This window comes from Janthinobacterium sp. SUN073 (genome assembly GCF_030397665.1).
Classification (GTDB): domain Bacteria; phylum Pseudomonadota; class Gammaproteobacteria; order Burkholderiales; family Burkholderiaceae_D; genus Janthinobacterium.
This window is the reverse complement of sequence record NZ_JAPUBT010000006.1, coordinates 71,973-86,912: the sequence shown is the minus strand read 5'-3', so window position 1 is coordinate 86,912 and position 14,940 is coordinate 71,973. Positions and strand designations below refer to the sequence as shown.

Here is a 14,940-nt window from a genome sequence, read left to right as displayed (position 1 = left end):
TGAAGACCATGGATAAAGAAACCGATAACGTGCAGGACGAACCCGTGCTGGACCTGGCGAGCCGGCTGACGCAGGACCACCACCAGTCGCTCAAGCTGTGGCTGCGCATGCTCTCGTGCACGGTGAAAATCGAAAACGAGGTGCGCACGCGCTTGCGCGCCAGCTTCGGCATTACCTTGCCCCGCTTCGATCTGATGGCGCAGCTCGAACGCTTTCCCGAGGGCCTGCGCATGGGTGAACTGTCCAAGCGCATGATGGTCACGGGCGGCAATATCACGGGCATCACCGACCAGCTGGAGCAGGAAAAGCTGGTGCTGCGCGTGGTCGACCCGAAGGACCGCCGCTCGTACAGCGTCAAGCTGACGCCAGCCGGCCGGCGCGCCTTCGACGAGATGGCGCGCGTGCATGAAGGCTGGATCGCCGAGCTGCTGCAGGGCGTGACGCCGGACGACAAAACCCGCTTGATCGACCTGCTATCGCAGATGAAGCAGCAGCTCAATGACATTTCCATAAAGGACTGACCATGCGCCACTTACCCGGCCAGCCGCAAGACCTGCCAGGCAACCGCGCCAGCCTGGGCCATTACGCCGCGCGGCATTTTCTGTTTTCCGTCGACGCAGGCGTCGCCACCTTGACCTTGCACCGGCCCGAGCGCAAGAATCCGCTCACCTTCGATTCGTATGCGGAATTGCGCGAGCTGTTCCGCGCGCTGGCACATGCGGACGACGTCAAGGCCGTGGTGATTACGGGCAGCGGCGATAATTTCTGTTCGGGCGGCGACGTGCACGACATCATCGGCCCGCTGACGCAGCTCGACATGCCCGGCCTGCTGGCGTTTACCCGCATGACGGGCGACGTGGTGAAAGCCATGCGCGCCTGCCCGCAGCCCATCATCGCCGCCATCGACGGCATTTGCGCGGGCGCCGGCGCCATGCTGGCGCTGGCCTCCGATATCCGCATCGGCACGGCGCGCAGCAAGACGGCCTTCCTGTTTACCCGCGTGGGCCTGGCCGGCTGCGACATGGGCGCCTGCGCCTTGCTGCCGCGCGTGATCGGCCAAGGCCGCGCCGCCGAACTGCTGTACACGGGCCGCTCCCTGGCCGGCGCCGAGGCCGAGCGCTGGGGCTGGCTCAACCGCCTGGTCGAGCCGGAAGAACTGGCCGAGGCGGCGCGGCTGTTCGCCGCCGGCCTGGCCAGCGGTCCCACCTTCGCGCACGGCATGACGAAAAAAATGCTGCAGCAGGAGTGGAACATGGGCGTCGACGAAGCCATCGAGGCGGAAGCCCAGGCGCAAGCCATTTGCATGGCCACCAACGATTTCCACAGGGCCTATCACGCCTTCGTGGCGAAGGAAAAACCCCAGTTCGAGGGCGATTGACATGAGCAGTACACGCGATACCACTTATCTGGATTGGCCATTTTTCGAAGCGCGCCATGCCGCGCTTGAGTCTGAGCTCGATGCCTGGGCGACTCTGCACCTGGACGACGCCCATGGCGCCGACGTCGATGCGGCCTGTCGCGCGCTGGTGGCGCAATTAGGGCAGGGCGGCTGGCTCGCGCATGCTACCGGCATCGACGGCAAGATCGATACGCGCGCCATTTGCCTGATGCGCGAAACCCTCGCGCGCCATAACGGCCTGGCCGATTTCGCCTTTGCCATGCAGGGACTCGGTTCCGGCGCCATCGGCCTGTTCGGCAGCCTGGAGAACAAGGCGCGCTATCTGCCGGACGTGGCCAGCGGCAAGCGCATCGCCGCCTTTGCCCTCTCCGAGCCGCAGGCCGGCTCCGACGTGGCGGCCATGGCGTGCGCGGCGCGGCGCGACGGCGACGAGTATGTGCTCGACGGCGAAAAGACGTGGATCTCGAACGGCGGCATCGCCGACTTTTACGTGGTGTTCGCCCGCACGGGCGAAGCGCCCGGTGCGCGCGGCATCAGCGCCTTCATCGTCGATGCCGACAATCCCGGGCTGGAAATCGCCGAGCGCATCGCCGTGATCGCGCCGCATCCGCTGGCACGCCTGCGCTTTGCCAATTGCCGCGTGCCCGTGTCGCAGCGCCTGGGCGAGGCGGGGCAGGGCTTCAAGGTGGCGATGGCGACACTGGACGTGTTCCGCACGTCGGTGGCCGCCGCCGCGCTGGGTTTTGCGCGGCGCGCCTTCGATGAAGCGCTGCGCCACGCGACCAAGCGCCAGATGTTCGGCCAGACTCTGGCGGATTTTCAATTGACGCAGGCGAAATTGGCACAGATGGCCACCGGCATCGACGCGGCCGCGCTGCTCACCTACCGCGCCGCCTGGCAGCGCGACCAGGGCCGCAAGGTGACGAAGGAGGCGGCGATGGCCAAGCTGACGGCCACGGAAACGGCGCAGCAGGTGATCGACGCGGCCGTGCAACTGTTCGGCGGCATGGGCGTGGTCAGCGGGCATCCGGTCGAGCGCCTGTACCGCGAAATTCGCGCCTTGCGCATCTACGAGGGGGCCAGCGAGGTACAGCAATTGATCATCGCGCGCGAATTGCTGCGCGAGGCGGCGGTGGACGCATGAACGGCATGAACCGCATGAATAACGAGGGAAGCAATATGCAAGTTTTACAACCACCGGGATGGGCCAGGCCGCGCGGCTATGTGAACGGCGTGGTCGCCAGCGGGCGCACGGTGTATGTCAGCGGCATGATAGGCTGGGATGCGCAGGGGCAGTTTCACACGGACGATTTCGCGGCGCAGGTGCGCCAGGCGCTGCAGAATATCGTCGCCGTGCTGGCCGAGGCGGGCGCCTTGCCCGAGCACATCGTGCGCATGAACTGGTATGTGCTCGACAAGAAGGAGTACGTGGCGGCGTATCCGCAAATCGGCGTGGCCTACCGTGAGCTGATCGGCAAGCATTTTCCTGCGATGACGGCGGTGCAGGTGGCCGGCCTGATCGAGGATCGCGCCAGAGTGGAGATCGAGGTGACGGCGGTGCTGCCCGACTAAGAGCCCGTGCTGAAATACTGCACATCAGCATTGTTTCCGACAGGCTGGAGCGCCATCTGCCATGCTCGCGCCTGGCAAGCTGTCAATGGCGCGCGCCAGCCTGTATAATGCCGCTGCGCGTGTCGCCATCGTACAATGGATAGTACAAGGTCCTCCTAAGACTTAAATGCAGGTTCGATTCCTGCTGGCGACACCAGATTTCCACGCAGCGCGCGTCGGCAGCCTGACTTCATGCGGGCAACAATTACAGGTCGATAGCGATTGAAGTCCGAGATATCGGTACAATGCGTGCTTCATTCATCTAATCGGCAGCTGTTTTGCGCACCACGCGGTGTGCAGGAAACGGCGCCCGAGCACTCTTACTCATTATGGCTGTCATTTCTCTTTCATCGGCGCAACTTGCGTTCGGTCACGTCGCGCTGCTCGATCACGCGGAATTTTCACTGGAAAACTCGGAACGGGTGGGCTTGATCGGCCGCAACGGCACCGGTAAATCCTCGCTGTTGAAGGTCATCTCGGGCAAGTTCAAGCTCGATGACGGCTTGCTGGTCATGCAGCAAGGCATCAAGATCGCATATGTGGAGCAAGAACCGCAATTCGACCCGGACATGTCGGTGTTCGACGCCGTCGCCTCCGGCATGGGCGAATCGCAAGCCTGGCTGAAGGAATACGACGAGTTGACGGGCCAGTTTGGCCAGGGCAATGACGACGAATTGATGGAACGCATGCACGACATCCAGGTCAAGCTCGATGCGGCCGATGCGTGGAGCTTGCCGAACAAGGTGGAAACCGTGCTCGACCGTCTGAACCTGACGGGCGACATGCTGATGAAAACCCTGTCCGGCGGGATGCAAAAGCGCGTCGCACTGGCGCGCGCGCTGGTCTCCGCGCCTGACGTGCTGCTGCTCGATGAGCCGACCAACCATCTGGATTTCAGCTCCATCCTGTGGCTGGAAGGCCTGTTGCGCGATTTCAAGGGCAGCGTGCTGTTCATTACCCATGATCGCTCCTTCCTCGACAACGTTGCCACGCGCATCATCGAACTGGACCGCGGCCGCTTGCTGTCGTACCCGGGCAACTTCACGGCGTACCAAGTACGCAAGGCCGAGCAGCTGGAAATCGAAGACGTGGAAAACGCCAAGTTCGACAAGTTCCTGGCGCAGGAAGAAGTGTGGATACGCAAGGGCGTCAAGGCGCGCCGCGTGCGCGACGAAGGCCGCGTGCGCCGCCTGGAAGCGCTGCGCCTGACGCGCAATGCGCGCCGCGACCAGCAGGGACAAGTCAAGCTGGACGTGTCGGCCGGCGAACGCTCGGGCAAGATCGTGGCGGACCTGGAAAACGTCTCGAAGATCTATGGCGACAAGGTCATCGTCAAGGATTTCAGCGCCACCATCTTGCGCGGTGATAAGGTCGGCCTGATCGGCGCCAACGGCGCCGGCAAGACCACCTTGCTGAAGATGATCCTGGGCCAGGAAGAGTCCGACACGGGCACCATCCGCCTGGGTACCAAGCTGCAAGTGGCGTATTTCGACCAGATGCGTACGCAGCTGAACGAAGAAGCGAACCTGATGGAAACCATCGCGCCGGGCAGCGACTGGGTAGAGATCAATGGCCAGCGCCGCCACGTGATGACGTATCTGAACGACTTCCTGTTTGCGCCGGAACGCGCGCGTTCGCCCGTCAAGTCGCTGTCCGGTGGCGAGCGCAACCGTTTGCTGCTGGCGCGCCTGTTCGCCAAGCCGGCCAACGTACTGGTGCTCGATGAGCCGACCAATGACTTGGATATCGATACCCTGGAATTGCTGGAAGAGTTGCTGGAAGAATACACCGGCACCGTCTTCCTCGTCAGCCATGACCGTACCTTCCTCGACAACGTCGTCACCCAGGTGATCGTCGCCGAAGGCGAGGGCAAGTGGCGCGAATTCGTCGGCGGCTACACGGACTGGGAGCGCGTGCGCACCTTGCCGATCGCCACGGCGCCAGCCAGCAAGCCGGCCGTGAAGGTCGAGGCTGCCGCACCGGCGGCCAAGCAGAAAAAGCTCAGCTACAAGGAGCAGCGCGAACTCGACGAACTGCCTAACATCATGGCAGCGCTGGAAGACGAGCAAGCCGTGCTGGCAGGGCAATTGTCGCATCCCGATTTCTACAAGAAAACGCCGGCCGAAGGCAAACGCCTCAATGCGCGCGTGGCGGAAATCGAGAAAGAGTTGCTGGCAGCGCTGGAAAAGTGGGAAGCGATCGAAGCGCGCGCCAAAGGCTGAGTTGCCTGTCGTTGATTGCCGCCTGCGGCAATTAATATCAAAATTGATACTGTAGTGATAAACTCTGGCTGAAGCGGGTGTTGTCGCCCGACGCGTGTAGCGTGTCGGGCGGCAACATACTCTCCGTTACAGACCCCGGAGCGGCATTGCGTCTTGTTGATGCATCAAAGACAATATTGCTGATACTATTCCCCGTGTTGTTACTGTAGCGGCGCCAGCCGCAAGCAATCTTCATTTGCCAGCCATCACCAGACCGGAAACGGGGGAGCGCCTTCATGTTTGACCGACTCGCGCTGCCACGCGTGCTGCCTTTTTTTACTTATCTATTTTTTATTCTTATTGCTGATGTGTTAATATGGGCGGGCTATGCTCAGGGGCAACTACGCTATTTGTATGTGGTAAAAATTGGCGTCGTTCTTGCTCTGCTATGGTTATATCGCCGGCACTATACGGAGCTGGCCTGGCCCGGTCCGGCGCTCATGGGATGGCGTGCCATTGTCTGGGCCGTGCTGGCGGGCATCGTGGTGCTGGTGCTGTGGCTCAACCTGGGCGCGTCCTGGATGATCATCGGCGAGTCGGCCGGTTTCGACCCACGCTCCGGGAATGGCTACGACTGGCCGCTGCTGGTGGCGCGCATCGCCGGTGCCGCGTTGGTGGTGCCCGTGATGGAAGAGTTGTTCTGGCGCTCCTTTCTATTGCGTTGGTTACAATCGCCGAATTTTCTGGCCGTTGAACCGTCACTGCTGAGATTTCGCTATATTGTGATTACGGCGATACTATTTGGCTTTGAGCATAATTTGTGGTTTGCGGGCATTCTTGCCGGCTTGGCATATGGGTGGCTCTACGTGCGTTTTCGCACCCTGTGGTCGGCCATCATCGCGCACGGCGTGACGAATGGCTTGCTGGGTGTCTGGGTACTCATGACTGGGCAATGGGCTTATTGGTAATCGCGTCATCGGCGCCATTAATTAATGCAGTTAATGCAGTAATCACAAAGATGAAAAAAATGTTGAGCTTGACTGAAAAAAAGTGCGCTGCCTGTGATGCAGCGCGAGCTGTTTTCCGCACGCCGCGCCTGGGTGCGCTGTCGCTGCTGATCGGCGCCGCCTTCAGCACGGCCGTCCATGCCGAAATCAGCGACACCATCCATCCGTTCATCCAGACGTCGATTGCCTATGACGACAACTTGCTGCGCCTGAGCGAGTTTCCGGGGCAAACGCCGGATCTGAGCGATACCAGCCGGACCGTGCAGGGCGGCTTCCTGTTCGAACGTCCCGTCGGCCGGCAGTTGTTCACGGGCTACGCCAAGCTGAGTCGCGTGACCTTCAACCGCTTCACGGAACTCGATCACAACGGCAAGGACGCGCTGGTCGATTGGGCTTGGCAGTTGGGCAACCACGTACAGGGTCATCTGGGTACCAGCTACCTTGAAACGCTGACGCCATTTGCCGATACCAATTCCAAGGAGCGCAATTTGCGCACGCAGCGCCGCCATTATGCGGATGTGACCTGGCTGTTCCATCCCAGCTGGCAGGTGCGCGCAGGTGTTTCGCGCTTCGATGCGGACTATGAATTGCTCGCGCAAAAGATCAACAACCGCTCGGAAGATGCGACCGAACTCGGTCTCGACTATCTCGCCGCCAGCGGCAGCAAGGTGGGCGTGCAGCTGCGCCGCCTGAAGTCGGACTATCAATTCAAGGGTGGCGCAGGGTTGGGTTTTCCCGATAACGATTACACGCAGGATGAAATCAAGGCCAATGTGCTGTGGCTCGTCAGCGGACCGACCAAGCTGTCATTCCTCGGCGGCTGGGTGCGGCGTACGCATCCGCTGTCGGGTTCGGGCAGCAGCAGCGGCGCCAACGGCCGCCTGATTGCCGATTGGGTGGCGACGGGAAAATTGCGTTTCAATGCGGCACTGTGGCGCGAATTCCAGGTGGTCGAAGGCGGCATCGTCGGTAGCAGCCTGAACAAGGGCGCCAGCGTGGCGGCCTTCTGGAGCGCTACGGCCAAGGTGGGTATCAATGCCCAGCTGCAGCACGAGAAGCGTGATTTCAGCACCATCAATGGCTTCACGGCCTTGAATGGCCTGTCCGATGCGAGCACCAGCAGTTCGCTGGGCCTGACTTACACACCACTGCGCAACATCACGCTGGAAGCGGATGCATTTCGCAGCAGGCGCAGCGGCAATCCTATCGTGGGCAGCAATAGCTACCGATCCAAAGGGGTTTCGTTCTCCGCCAATGTTCAATTCTGAAAAGTAAAATGACGATTAACGATATACCCCTGATTTCCTTTTTTCAGCGTGTGCTCGACCCCCTGGTCATCATGTTCACGCTGTATGGATGCTCGATCGTACTCGGTTCTTCCTTCGACGGTTATGCCTTGGTATTGATGATACTGGCGTTTTTCATTTCATCGTCCATCTATCAGCAGATCGACCCGTATCGCGCCTGGCGTGCCGGGCGCATGTGGGCCTATGCGCGTGACGTGATCGTCGGCTGGGCCGTCACGGCGCTGATCCTGGTCATGCTCGGCGTGGTCAGCGGCCTGGCGCAGCACTATCATGTCAAGGTCGTGTATGCCTGGTTTGTCATCACACCGTTGCTGCTGATTTTCCTGCAACTGGCGGTGCGCCGCGCGCATTCCATCCAGGGCAATGGCGACGAAGTGCGCTCTGTCGCCATCATCGGCGCGAACAATGTCAGCGTGCGCTTTGCCGACGCCATCAGCAAGCACCCGAACCTGTTCATGCAGGTGGAAGGCTACTTTGACGACCGGGAAGAGGAGCGCTGGCCAGAGGGCATGTATCACCCGATGCTGGGCCGAATGGATGAGATTGCCGCTTACGTCCGCAGCAAGCAGACCAAGATGATTTTCATCAGCCAGCCTATCTCGGCGCAGCCGCGTATCCGCAAGTTGCTCGATGAATTGCAGGATACCACCACCTCGGTGTATTTCCTGCCGGATATTTATGTATTTGACCTGATGCAGGCGCGTTTTGACAATGTGTGCGGCATGCCCGTCATCGCCATCTGCGAATCGCCATTTACAGGCTGGAACAGCACGATCAAGCGCATGAGCGACCTGGTGCTCGCCTGCCTGATTCAGTTGTGCCTGCTGCCACTGATGCTGATGATTGCCATCGCCGTGAAGGTGACCTCGCCCGGTCCCGTCATTTTCAAGCAGCGTCGCTACGGCCTGTATGGCGAAGAAATTATCGTCTATAAATTCCGTTCGATGACGGTGTCGGAAGATGGTGCCAAGGTGGTGCAGGCCACCAAGGATGACCAGCGCCTGACGCGCATCGGCGCTTTCCTGCGCCGCAGTTCGCTCGATGAGTTGCCGCAGTTTATCAATGTGTTGCAAGGGCGCATGAGTATTGTTGGCCCGCGACCGCACGCAGTTGCGCACAATGAACAGTATCGCAAGTTGATCAAAGGCTATATGTTGCGCCACAAGGCCAAGCCGGGCATTACCGGCTGGGCGCAGGTCAATGGCTTGCGGGGCGAGACGGAAACCCTCGACAAGATGGAAGCGCGCGTGCATTTCGACCTGGACTATCTGCGTAACTGGTCGCTGTGGCTGGACCTGTGGATCGTGGTGCGCACGGTGCAAGTGGTGCTGAAACGGGAAAATGCCCATTGATGGTGCGACAGACTATCAAGAAGATTGCCGCACAGCCAAGCATTGTGGCGTGGCGACAACTCCCAAGTTGCCTGGCGTCTGGCTTTTATGTTGACCAAAGAAAATTAGTTGCATGATTTGTGATTTCTATAATTCTATTGCATAATTTGTACCTGTTGCATGCTAAAGTGATTGCAGGACCTGTAAGATAACGTGCTGAAACAATATAGTGTATGCATCGTTTTGACCCGCCTGCCCGAAAAGCGTGGCAGCGTTTGAAACATGTTGAACCCTCTGAGATGGCGAGTCCGATGAAAATGAAACGAATTGATGTACAACAACGCATCCTGACCGCTGGCGTTATCCTGTTGACAGTGGCCGGCCTGGCCGCCTGTGGTGGCGATAAACAGAAGAAGGTGGGCCAGGCGCTCGCCAGCGTGAATGGCGAAGAAATCACGGCGCTGCAGCTGAACGAGGAATTACAGCGCGCCGGCGTGCCGGCGGCGCAGCAGGAAGCGGCCAGCAAACAATTGCTCGAAGCGCTGATCGACCGCCAAGTGGTCGAGAATGTTGCGTTGAAAGAAAAGATCGACCGCGATCCGAAGGTCATGCAAGCCATCGAGCGGGCCAAGGCGCTGATCATCAGCCAGGCCTACATGCAAAAGAAATTGAGCGGCATGGCGCCTCCGAGCAAGGCCGAAGTGGAAGATTACTTCAACAAGCACCCTGAATTGTTCAGCAATCGCAAGCAGTTCGACATGCGCCAGTTGCTGATCGCCAGCAAAGATATGAACGATGCGCTCAAGCAAGTGATCGACAAGAGCAAGTCGCTCGATGAGGTGGCTGCCTGGATGGAGAGCAACAAGATCGGTTTTGCGCGTGGCCAGGTGTCGCGCACGACGACGGATCTGGCGCCGGAACTGGTTACCAAGTTGCAAGCCATGCCGAAAGGCCAGCTGTTCATCATCAATGAAGGTGAACGCGCGATGCTGATGACGATCGTCGACATCAAGGATGTGCCGGTCAAGCTGGCCGCCGCCGCGCCGCAGATCGAGCAGTACCTGGTCAATACCAGGACCAAGGATGCCGCCAAGCAAGAAATGGAGCGCCTGCGCGCAGCGGCCAAGATCGAGTATCTGAACCAGCCTGCTGCTGCAACTGCGGCATCGGGTGCGGCTTCTGCAGCCTCGGCAAGCGCCAGCGCTGCGGCTACCGCACGGGGCGTTGCTGGCCTGAAATAAGCATGCCTGGCACCCTTGATATTTTGCTTAACTAACCGTAGTGACCGACGAGATCGAGCTGATGATGAAACGACTGATACTTTTGATAATGACTTCACTGCTGGCCTTCACGCTGGGCAGTGCCAATGCCGGGGAAGTCGTGCTCGGCGCGGGCGACGTGCTGAAGATTTCCGTCTACGGCAACCCGGATCTGGGCGTGGAAACGCGCGTCAGCGAAGCGGGCGACATCACGTTCCCCTTGATCGGCCAGATCAACGTCATGAAAATGCCCGTCGCCGAGGCGGAAAAGAAAATTGCCAACAAGCTCGAAACGGGCGGCTTTGTGAAAAAGCCGCAAGTCAATATCATCGTTACCTTGTTGCAAAGTCAGCAAGTGTCGGTGCTGGGCCAGGTGAACCGACCGGGCCGTTATCCGGTCGATGGCCGCCGCAGCCTGCTTGACTTGCTGGCGCTGGCCGGTGGCATCGGTCCCGAGGGCGGCGATACGGTCAGCCTGATCCGCAAACGCGATGGCAAGACCACTACCGATGTCGTCGATGTCGTGGAAATGGTGCGCACTTCCGACCTGAACCGCGATTTTGATCTGGCCGCCAACGATGTTGTATTTGTAGAACGCGCTCCACGCATCTATATTTATGGTGAAGTGCAACGTCCAGGCCCCATGCGCCTGGAGCGCTCGATGACGGTGCTGCAGGCGCTGTCGGCCGGTGGTGGCCTGACCCAGCGCGGCACCGAGCGCAACATCCGCATCAAGCGCCGGGGGGCGGACGGCAAGTTGCAGATCATCGATGCCAAGCACGATGACCTGCTGCTCAGCGACGACGTGGTGTATGTGAAGGAAAGCTGGTTTTAAGAGCCTATTCCAGCAGTGAGCGTCTTCTGCTGGGATAGGTTCCAAGTGATGGTGGCAGGTTTGCTGCCTATTTTGTACCAATTGTTTTGCGATGATATGAGACGGTTTCTATGAATTTCTCCCAGTTTTTACTGATATTGCGCGCTCGCCAGCGCGTCATCTGGATCACCCTGGTGATCGTGGTGGCGACAACGCTGGCGATCAGCCTGCTCCTGCCCAAGACGTACAAGGGCACGGCATCCGTGTTGCTCAACTACAAGGGCGTCGATACCGTCACGGGCCTGGCAATGCCGGGTCAACTGATGGCCGGCTACATGGCGACGCAAATCGATATCATCAGCAGCAAGAACGTTGCCCTGCATGTCGTCGATTCTCTGAAGCTGGCGCAAAATCCTGCCGTCATCGCCCAGTTCAACGCTGCCACGGGCGGCGAGGGCGCGGTGCGTGACTGGCTGGCCGATCTGTTGCTGAAAAAACTCGAGGTCGTACCTTCGCGTGAAAGTAGCGTTGTGGAAATCAGTTTCAGCGGTTCGGACCCGAATTTCGTGGCCGCCATCGCGAATGCCTTTGCGGAAGAGTACCAGCGCGTCAGCATTCAGTTGAAAGTCGAGCCTTTGAAAAAAGCCTCGGCCTATTTCAATGACCAGACGCGCCAGATGCGCGATGTGCTGGAAGCAACGCAAAGCCGTTTGTCCAAGTACCAGCAGGAAAATGGCATCGTCAGCCTGGATAACCGCGTCGACGTGGAATCGAACCGCCTGAACGATTTGTCGCAGCAACTGGTGATGGCGCAGTCGCAGTCGATGGAAGCGACCTCGCGCCAGCGCATGGCGCAAGGCGCATCGTCGCTCGAATCGCCTGATGTGGCGCAAAATCCGATGATCCAGAATTTGAAGATTGCCCTCGGCACGGCCGAATCGAAGTTTGCCGAGATTTCACAGCGCCTGTCGCAGAACCACCCGCAATACATCAGCGCCAAGGCGGAACTCGATAAATTGCGCAGCGACCTGGCAGCGGCTATCCAGGTCACTGCAGGCAGCGTGAGCAACAATGCGCAGATTTTGCAGCAGCGCGAAGGTGCCATCCGTGGCGCCCTTGCGGCGCAAAAAACGAAGGTGCTGGAACTGAACCGCACGCGCGATGAAATGGGCGTGTTGATGAAGGATGTCGAAAGCGCCCAGCGCGCCTACGACGCCACGTCGCAGCGTTTTTCGCAGACCAGCATCGAAGGCCAGGCCGAACAGTCCGATATCTCTATCCTCAATCCTGCCGTGCCGCCGGTTGTGCCGGCGGGGCCGAAAGTCATCCTCAACACCGTGCTTGCCTTCTTCTTTGGCGGCTTGCTGGGCCTGGGCTTGAGTATTCTGCTGGAAATGCTGGACCGCCGCGTGCGCTCCGAACGCGATCTGTTCGATGCGCTGCAAATTCCGGTGCTGGGCGTGATCGCCTGGCAAGCGCCGAAGCGCCGCCGCTTCAAGTCCCTGAAGTCGGTGTTGTCTAGCCGCTTGCGTTTGAATTAATTCGATAGGAAACACAATGAATCATCCTGCACTGGCTGGTCATGTACCAGCACCTGGCACCCACACTGCGCACGTTGGCGATTCCAGCATGGGCGCCTTGCTGCTGGAGTCGGGCAAGATCACGCCGGAAAATGCCGAACGCGTGCTGCGCATGCAGAAGGAACTGGGCATCCGTTTTGGTGAAGCGGCGCAGCGCCTGGGCCTGATCACCGAAGCCGATATCGAGCAGGTACTCGCGCGCCAGTTCAATTATCCCTACCTGCCGCGCGGCACCGGCAATTTTTCGGACAAGCTGATTGCCGCGTACGAGCCATTTGGCCAGCAAGTCGAAACCTTGCGCGCCATCCGCAGCCAGCTGATGCTGCGCTGGTTCGCGCGCGGCCACAAGGCGCTGGTGGTGGTGAGTATCAATGCGGACGATGGCGCCGCCATCTTTGCCGCCAACCTGGCCGTGGTCTTTTCCCAGCTCGGCGAGCAAACCTTGCTGGTCGATGCGAACTTGCGCGCGCCGCAACAGCAGGAATTCTTCGGCCTGAAAGGGCGCCAGGGCCTGTCGGACCTGCTGGCTGGCCGCGGCGACCTGGACGCGATCGCCAAGATCGATTCGTTTGTTGCCCTGTCGGTCATGAGCGCGGGCACCTTGCCGCCGAATCCGCAGGAATTGCTTAGCCGCACTTCATTTGCCACACTCAACGAGCAAGTCGCCTCGCGCTATGACGTGGTGCTGTACGACGTCGCGCCATTCTCCAGCGGCTCGGACGCGCTGGCCGTTGCCGCGCGCGCGGGCGGCGCCTTGCTGGTGGCGCGCAAGAATGCCACTGGACTGGCCGATCTGGCAACCTTCGCCGAACAGCTGGAGCGTAACGGTGTTGAAATTGTCGGTACCGTCATGCAAGAGTTTTAACCCCGCATTATCGCTGCCCCTGTGCATATCGTGCCTAAGCAGGCATGATATGCATGCTTCCTCTCCCCGAATTTGCTCGGCCGCCATGTGCGGCCATTTTCATGATGTGAACAAGCGGCACACGCATTCTTTTCGTGATGAAATAGAGCGGCTTGGCCTGGTGTCGTATCAATTACCGCTTATGATTAAACTATTGCTGCTTGAACGGGCCGTCGCTCGGCAAGTATGGCCGCTTGCGATCGGATAGGGGGAATGCTCGCCGGTGGCAACACGATGCACGTATTGACTAGGCGAGGCCATGCTCAACATCAAGCCAGGCCTGGTTTCTATTGCGCCAGCAAGGATGGGAAATGTATAGTGGCAAACGATGTATTTCCACAATAGAGGGATGGCAACATGAAATTTCTGTTCGAAACAGTCCGACAATTGAGCAGCGATCACAGGGGGCCAGATGCCGGCAGCGCCATGACGGGTGCAGGACGTTTGCGTCGGGGCGCGCTGGGCGTGTTGCTGGCCGCGGCGATGGCCGTTGCCGTGCCTGCCGGCGCCACTTGCCTGGACAAGGCGCCCTTGCGCGGCGTCAATCTGGCCGGGGCAGAATTCAATGGTGCCAAGATTCCCGGTACCGTATTCAAGGATTTCATGTATCCGAGCGCGAGCGATATCAGCTACTTTGCCAATCTGGGCGCGAACATGCTGCGCCTGCCGTTCCGCTGGGAACGCTTGCAGCCTGTCGCGGGCGGTCCGCTCGACCCGACACAGCTCAGGTTTATTGCCAAGGTGGTGGAGACGGCAAAATCGCGCGGCATGTGCGTGTTGCTCGATGCGCATAACTATGGTGCCTACAACAATATTCCATTGGGCAGCCCTGGCGCCACGACCGAGGACTTCGCCGATTTCTGGGTACGCATGAGTGCAGCTTTCCCTGATGTTGATACGGTCGCGCTTGGACTCATGAACGAGCCGGTGCTGACGAGCCTGAGGCAATGGGGCGAAACGTCCAAGGCCACGCTGGCAAAATTGCGTGAAAATGACGCGAAACACCTGGTCGTCATTGCTGGCGGTACCTATAGTGGCGCGCATGACTGGGCCACGCCGCGCGACGGCGTGTCCAACGCCACGACTTTTGCTAGCGTGAAAGACCCGCTGGCGCGCACCTTGATCGAGGTGCACCAGTATGTCGACTCGAATTACTCGGGAACCAAGGCCGATTGCATCTCACCGGCCAAGCTGACTGATATCCTCGAAAAGGTCAGGGTCTGGGCCGTGGCCAACAAGCAAAGTGTGTTCATGGGCGAATTTGGCGTTGCCGACACGCCAGAGTGTCGGCCCACCTTGCAGGCGGCGCTGACGTCGATGCGTAATGCTCCATGGGCCGGTTGGACGTACTGGTCAGCGGGCGCGTGGTGGGGCAAGAATTATATCTTCAGTGTGCAGCCGGTCGTGGGCGTGACGCGCAATTCCCTGACCCTGCTGCAGGCCGAGTGGCAAAAATAGACCGTGGCGTAGCGTGCCACGTCGCTTGTTGCGCACGCATGGTTGCGCCAGTTGGAGCGGTCATGCGCC

Annotated in this window: 13 protein-coding genes and 1 tRNA gene; all 14 read left to right on the top strand. The window is 59.7% G+C overall.

All coding sequences use genetic code 11. The features are described 5' to 3' along the window. The first annotated feature begins 8 nt into the window (after nucleotides 1-8). The 14 genes from O0882_RS17435 (at nucleotide 9) to O0882_RS17370 (ending at nucleotide 14,871) form a co-directional block, all read left to right on the top strand. The gene (locus tag O0882_RS17435) at nucleotides 9-521 is read left to right on the top strand and encodes a MarR family transcriptional regulator (protein WP_289949999.1); all 513 of its coding nucleotides are present in this window, start codon (nucleotides 9-11) and stop codon (nucleotides 519-521) included. 2 nt (nucleotides 522-523) lie between these two features. Beyond that, the gene (locus O0882_RS17430) at nucleotides 524-1,378 is read left to right on the top strand and encodes an enoyl-CoA hydratase family protein (protein WP_289949998.1); all 855 of its coding nucleotides are present in this window, start codon (nucleotides 524-526) and stop codon (nucleotides 1,376-1,378) included. Between the two features lies 1 nt (nucleotide 1,379). Beyond that, a complete protein-coding gene (locus O0882_RS17425) occupies nucleotides 1,380-2,543 on the top strand; it encodes an acyl-CoA dehydrogenase family protein (RefSeq protein WP_289949996.1) in 1,164 nt (387 codons plus the stop codon). Between the two features lie 35 nt (nucleotides 2,544-2,578). Beyond that, a complete protein-coding gene (locus O0882_RS17420; RefSeq protein WP_289949994.1) occupies nucleotides 2,579-2,971 on the top strand; it encodes a RidA family protein in 393 nt (130 codons plus the stop codon). A 121-nt stretch (nucleotides 2,972-3,092) separates the two neighbouring features. Beyond that, a tRNA-Arg gene (locus O0882_RS17415) sits at nucleotides 3,093-3,167 on the top strand. Between the two features lie 172 nt (nucleotides 3,168-3,339). Further along, nucleotides 3,340-5,232: an ATP-binding cassette domain-containing protein gene (locus tag O0882_RS17410; protein ID WP_071078904.1), complete on the top strand. Its 1,893-nt coding sequence runs from the start codon at nucleotides 3,340-3,342 to the stop codon at nucleotides 5,230-5,232. A gap of 275 nt (nucleotides 5,233-5,507) precedes the next feature. After that, nucleotides 5,508-6,179 carry a CAAX prenyl protease-related protein gene (locus O0882_RS17405; protein ID WP_289949991.1) on the top strand — a complete coding sequence of 224 codons (672 nt, stop codon included), beginning with the start codon at nucleotides 5,508-5,510 and terminating at the stop codon, nucleotides 6,177-6,179. Nucleotides 6,180-6,238: 59 nt separating this feature from the next. After that, nucleotides 6,239-7,486, top strand: a complete 1,248-nt coding sequence (epsL, locus tag O0882_RS17400) for an XrtB/PEP-CTERM-associated polysaccharide biosynthesis outer membrane protein EpsL (protein WP_289949988.1) — start codon at nucleotides 6,239-6,241, stop codon at nucleotides 7,484-7,486. Nucleotides 7,487-7,494: 8 nt separating this feature from the next. Further along, nucleotides 7,495-8,877, top strand: coding sequence for an undecaprenyl-phosphate glucose phosphotransferase (locus tag O0882_RS17395; protein ID WP_289949986.1), 1,383 nt, complete (start codon nucleotides 7,495-7,497; stop codon nucleotides 8,875-8,877). Between the two features lie 290 nt (nucleotides 8,878-9,167). Next, on the top strand, nucleotides 9,168-10,097 hold the full coding sequence (locus O0882_RS17390; protein WP_289949985.1) for an EpsD family peptidyl-prolyl cis-trans isomerase: 930 nt from the start codon (nucleotides 9,168-9,170) through the stop codon (nucleotides 10,095-10,097). An 88-nt stretch (nucleotides 10,098-10,185) separates the two neighbouring features. After that, nucleotides 10,186-10,950 (top strand): polysaccharide export protein EpsE, encoded by a 765-nt coding sequence (gene epsE / locus O0882_RS17385; protein ID WP_289949984.1) that lies wholly within the window; start codon nucleotides 10,186-10,188, stop codon nucleotides 10,948-10,950. A gap of 110 nt (nucleotides 10,951-11,060) precedes the next feature. Next, nucleotides 11,061-12,470, top strand: a complete 1,410-nt coding sequence (gene epsF / locus O0882_RS17380) for a chain length determinant protein EpsF (RefSeq protein ID WP_289949983.1) — start codon at nucleotides 11,061-11,063, stop codon at nucleotides 12,468-12,470. Nucleotides 12,471-12,486: 16 nt separating this feature from the next. Next, a complete protein-coding gene (gene epsG, locus O0882_RS17375) occupies nucleotides 12,487-13,374 on the top strand; it encodes a chain length determinant protein tyrosine kinase EpsG (protein ID WP_289949981.1) in 888 nt (295 codons plus the stop codon). 396 nt (nucleotides 13,375-13,770) lie between these two features. Beyond that, nucleotides 13,771-14,871, top strand: a complete 1,101-nt coding sequence (locus O0882_RS17370; protein ID WP_289949979.1) for a glycoside hydrolase family 5 protein — start codon at nucleotides 13,771-13,773, stop codon at nucleotides 14,869-14,871. Nucleotides 14,872-14,940 lie beyond the last annotated feature (69 nt).

What these genes read in the sequence shown, in the direction of transcription:
- O0882_RS17435 (WP_289949999.1), top strand. Translation starts at nt 9, where the DNA reads ATGGATAAAGAAACCGATAACGTGCAGGACGAACCCGTGCTGGACCTG.
- O0882_RS17430 (WP_289949998.1), top strand. Translation starts at nt 524, where the DNA reads ATGCGCCACTTACCCGGCCAGCCGCAAGACCTGCCAGGCAACCGCGCC.
- O0882_RS17425 (WP_289949996.1), top strand. Translation starts at nt 1,380, where the DNA reads ATGAGCAGTACACGCGATACCACTTATCTGGATTGGCCATTTTTCGAA.
- O0882_RS17420 (WP_289949994.1), top strand. Translation starts at nt 2,579, where the DNA reads ATGCAAGTTTTACAACCACCGGGATGGGCCAGGCCGCGCGGCTATGTG.
- O0882_RS17410 (WP_071078904.1), top strand. Translation starts at nt 3,340, where the DNA reads ATGGCTGTCATTTCTCTTTCATCGGCGCAACTTGCGTTCGGTCACGTC.
- O0882_RS17405 (WP_289949991.1), top strand. Translation starts at nt 5,508, where the DNA reads ATGTTTGACCGACTCGCGCTGCCACGCGTGCTGCCTTTTTTTACTTAT.
- epsL (WP_289949988.1), top strand. Translation starts at nt 6,239, where the DNA reads ATGTTGAGCTTGACTGAAAAAAAGTGCGCTGCCTGTGATGCAGCGCGA.
- O0882_RS17395 (WP_289949986.1), top strand. Translation starts at nt 7,495, where the DNA reads ATGACGATTAACGATATACCCCTGATTTCCTTTTTTCAGCGTGTGCTC.
- O0882_RS17390 (WP_289949985.1), top strand. Translation starts at nt 9,168, where the DNA reads ATGAAAATGAAACGAATTGATGTACAACAACGCATCCTGACCGCTGGC.
- epsE (WP_289949984.1), top strand. Translation starts at nt 10,186, where the DNA reads ATGACTTCACTGCTGGCCTTCACGCTGGGCAGTGCCAATGCCGGGGAA.
- epsF (WP_289949983.1), top strand. Translation starts at nt 11,061, where the DNA reads ATGAATTTCTCCCAGTTTTTACTGATATTGCGCGCTCGCCAGCGCGTC.
- epsG (WP_289949981.1), top strand. Translation starts at nt 12,487, where the DNA reads ATGAATCATCCTGCACTGGCTGGTCATGTACCAGCACCTGGCACCCAC.
- O0882_RS17370 (WP_289949979.1), top strand. Translation starts at nt 13,771, where the DNA reads ATGAAATTTCTGTTCGAAACAGTCCGACAATTGAGCAGCGATCACAGG.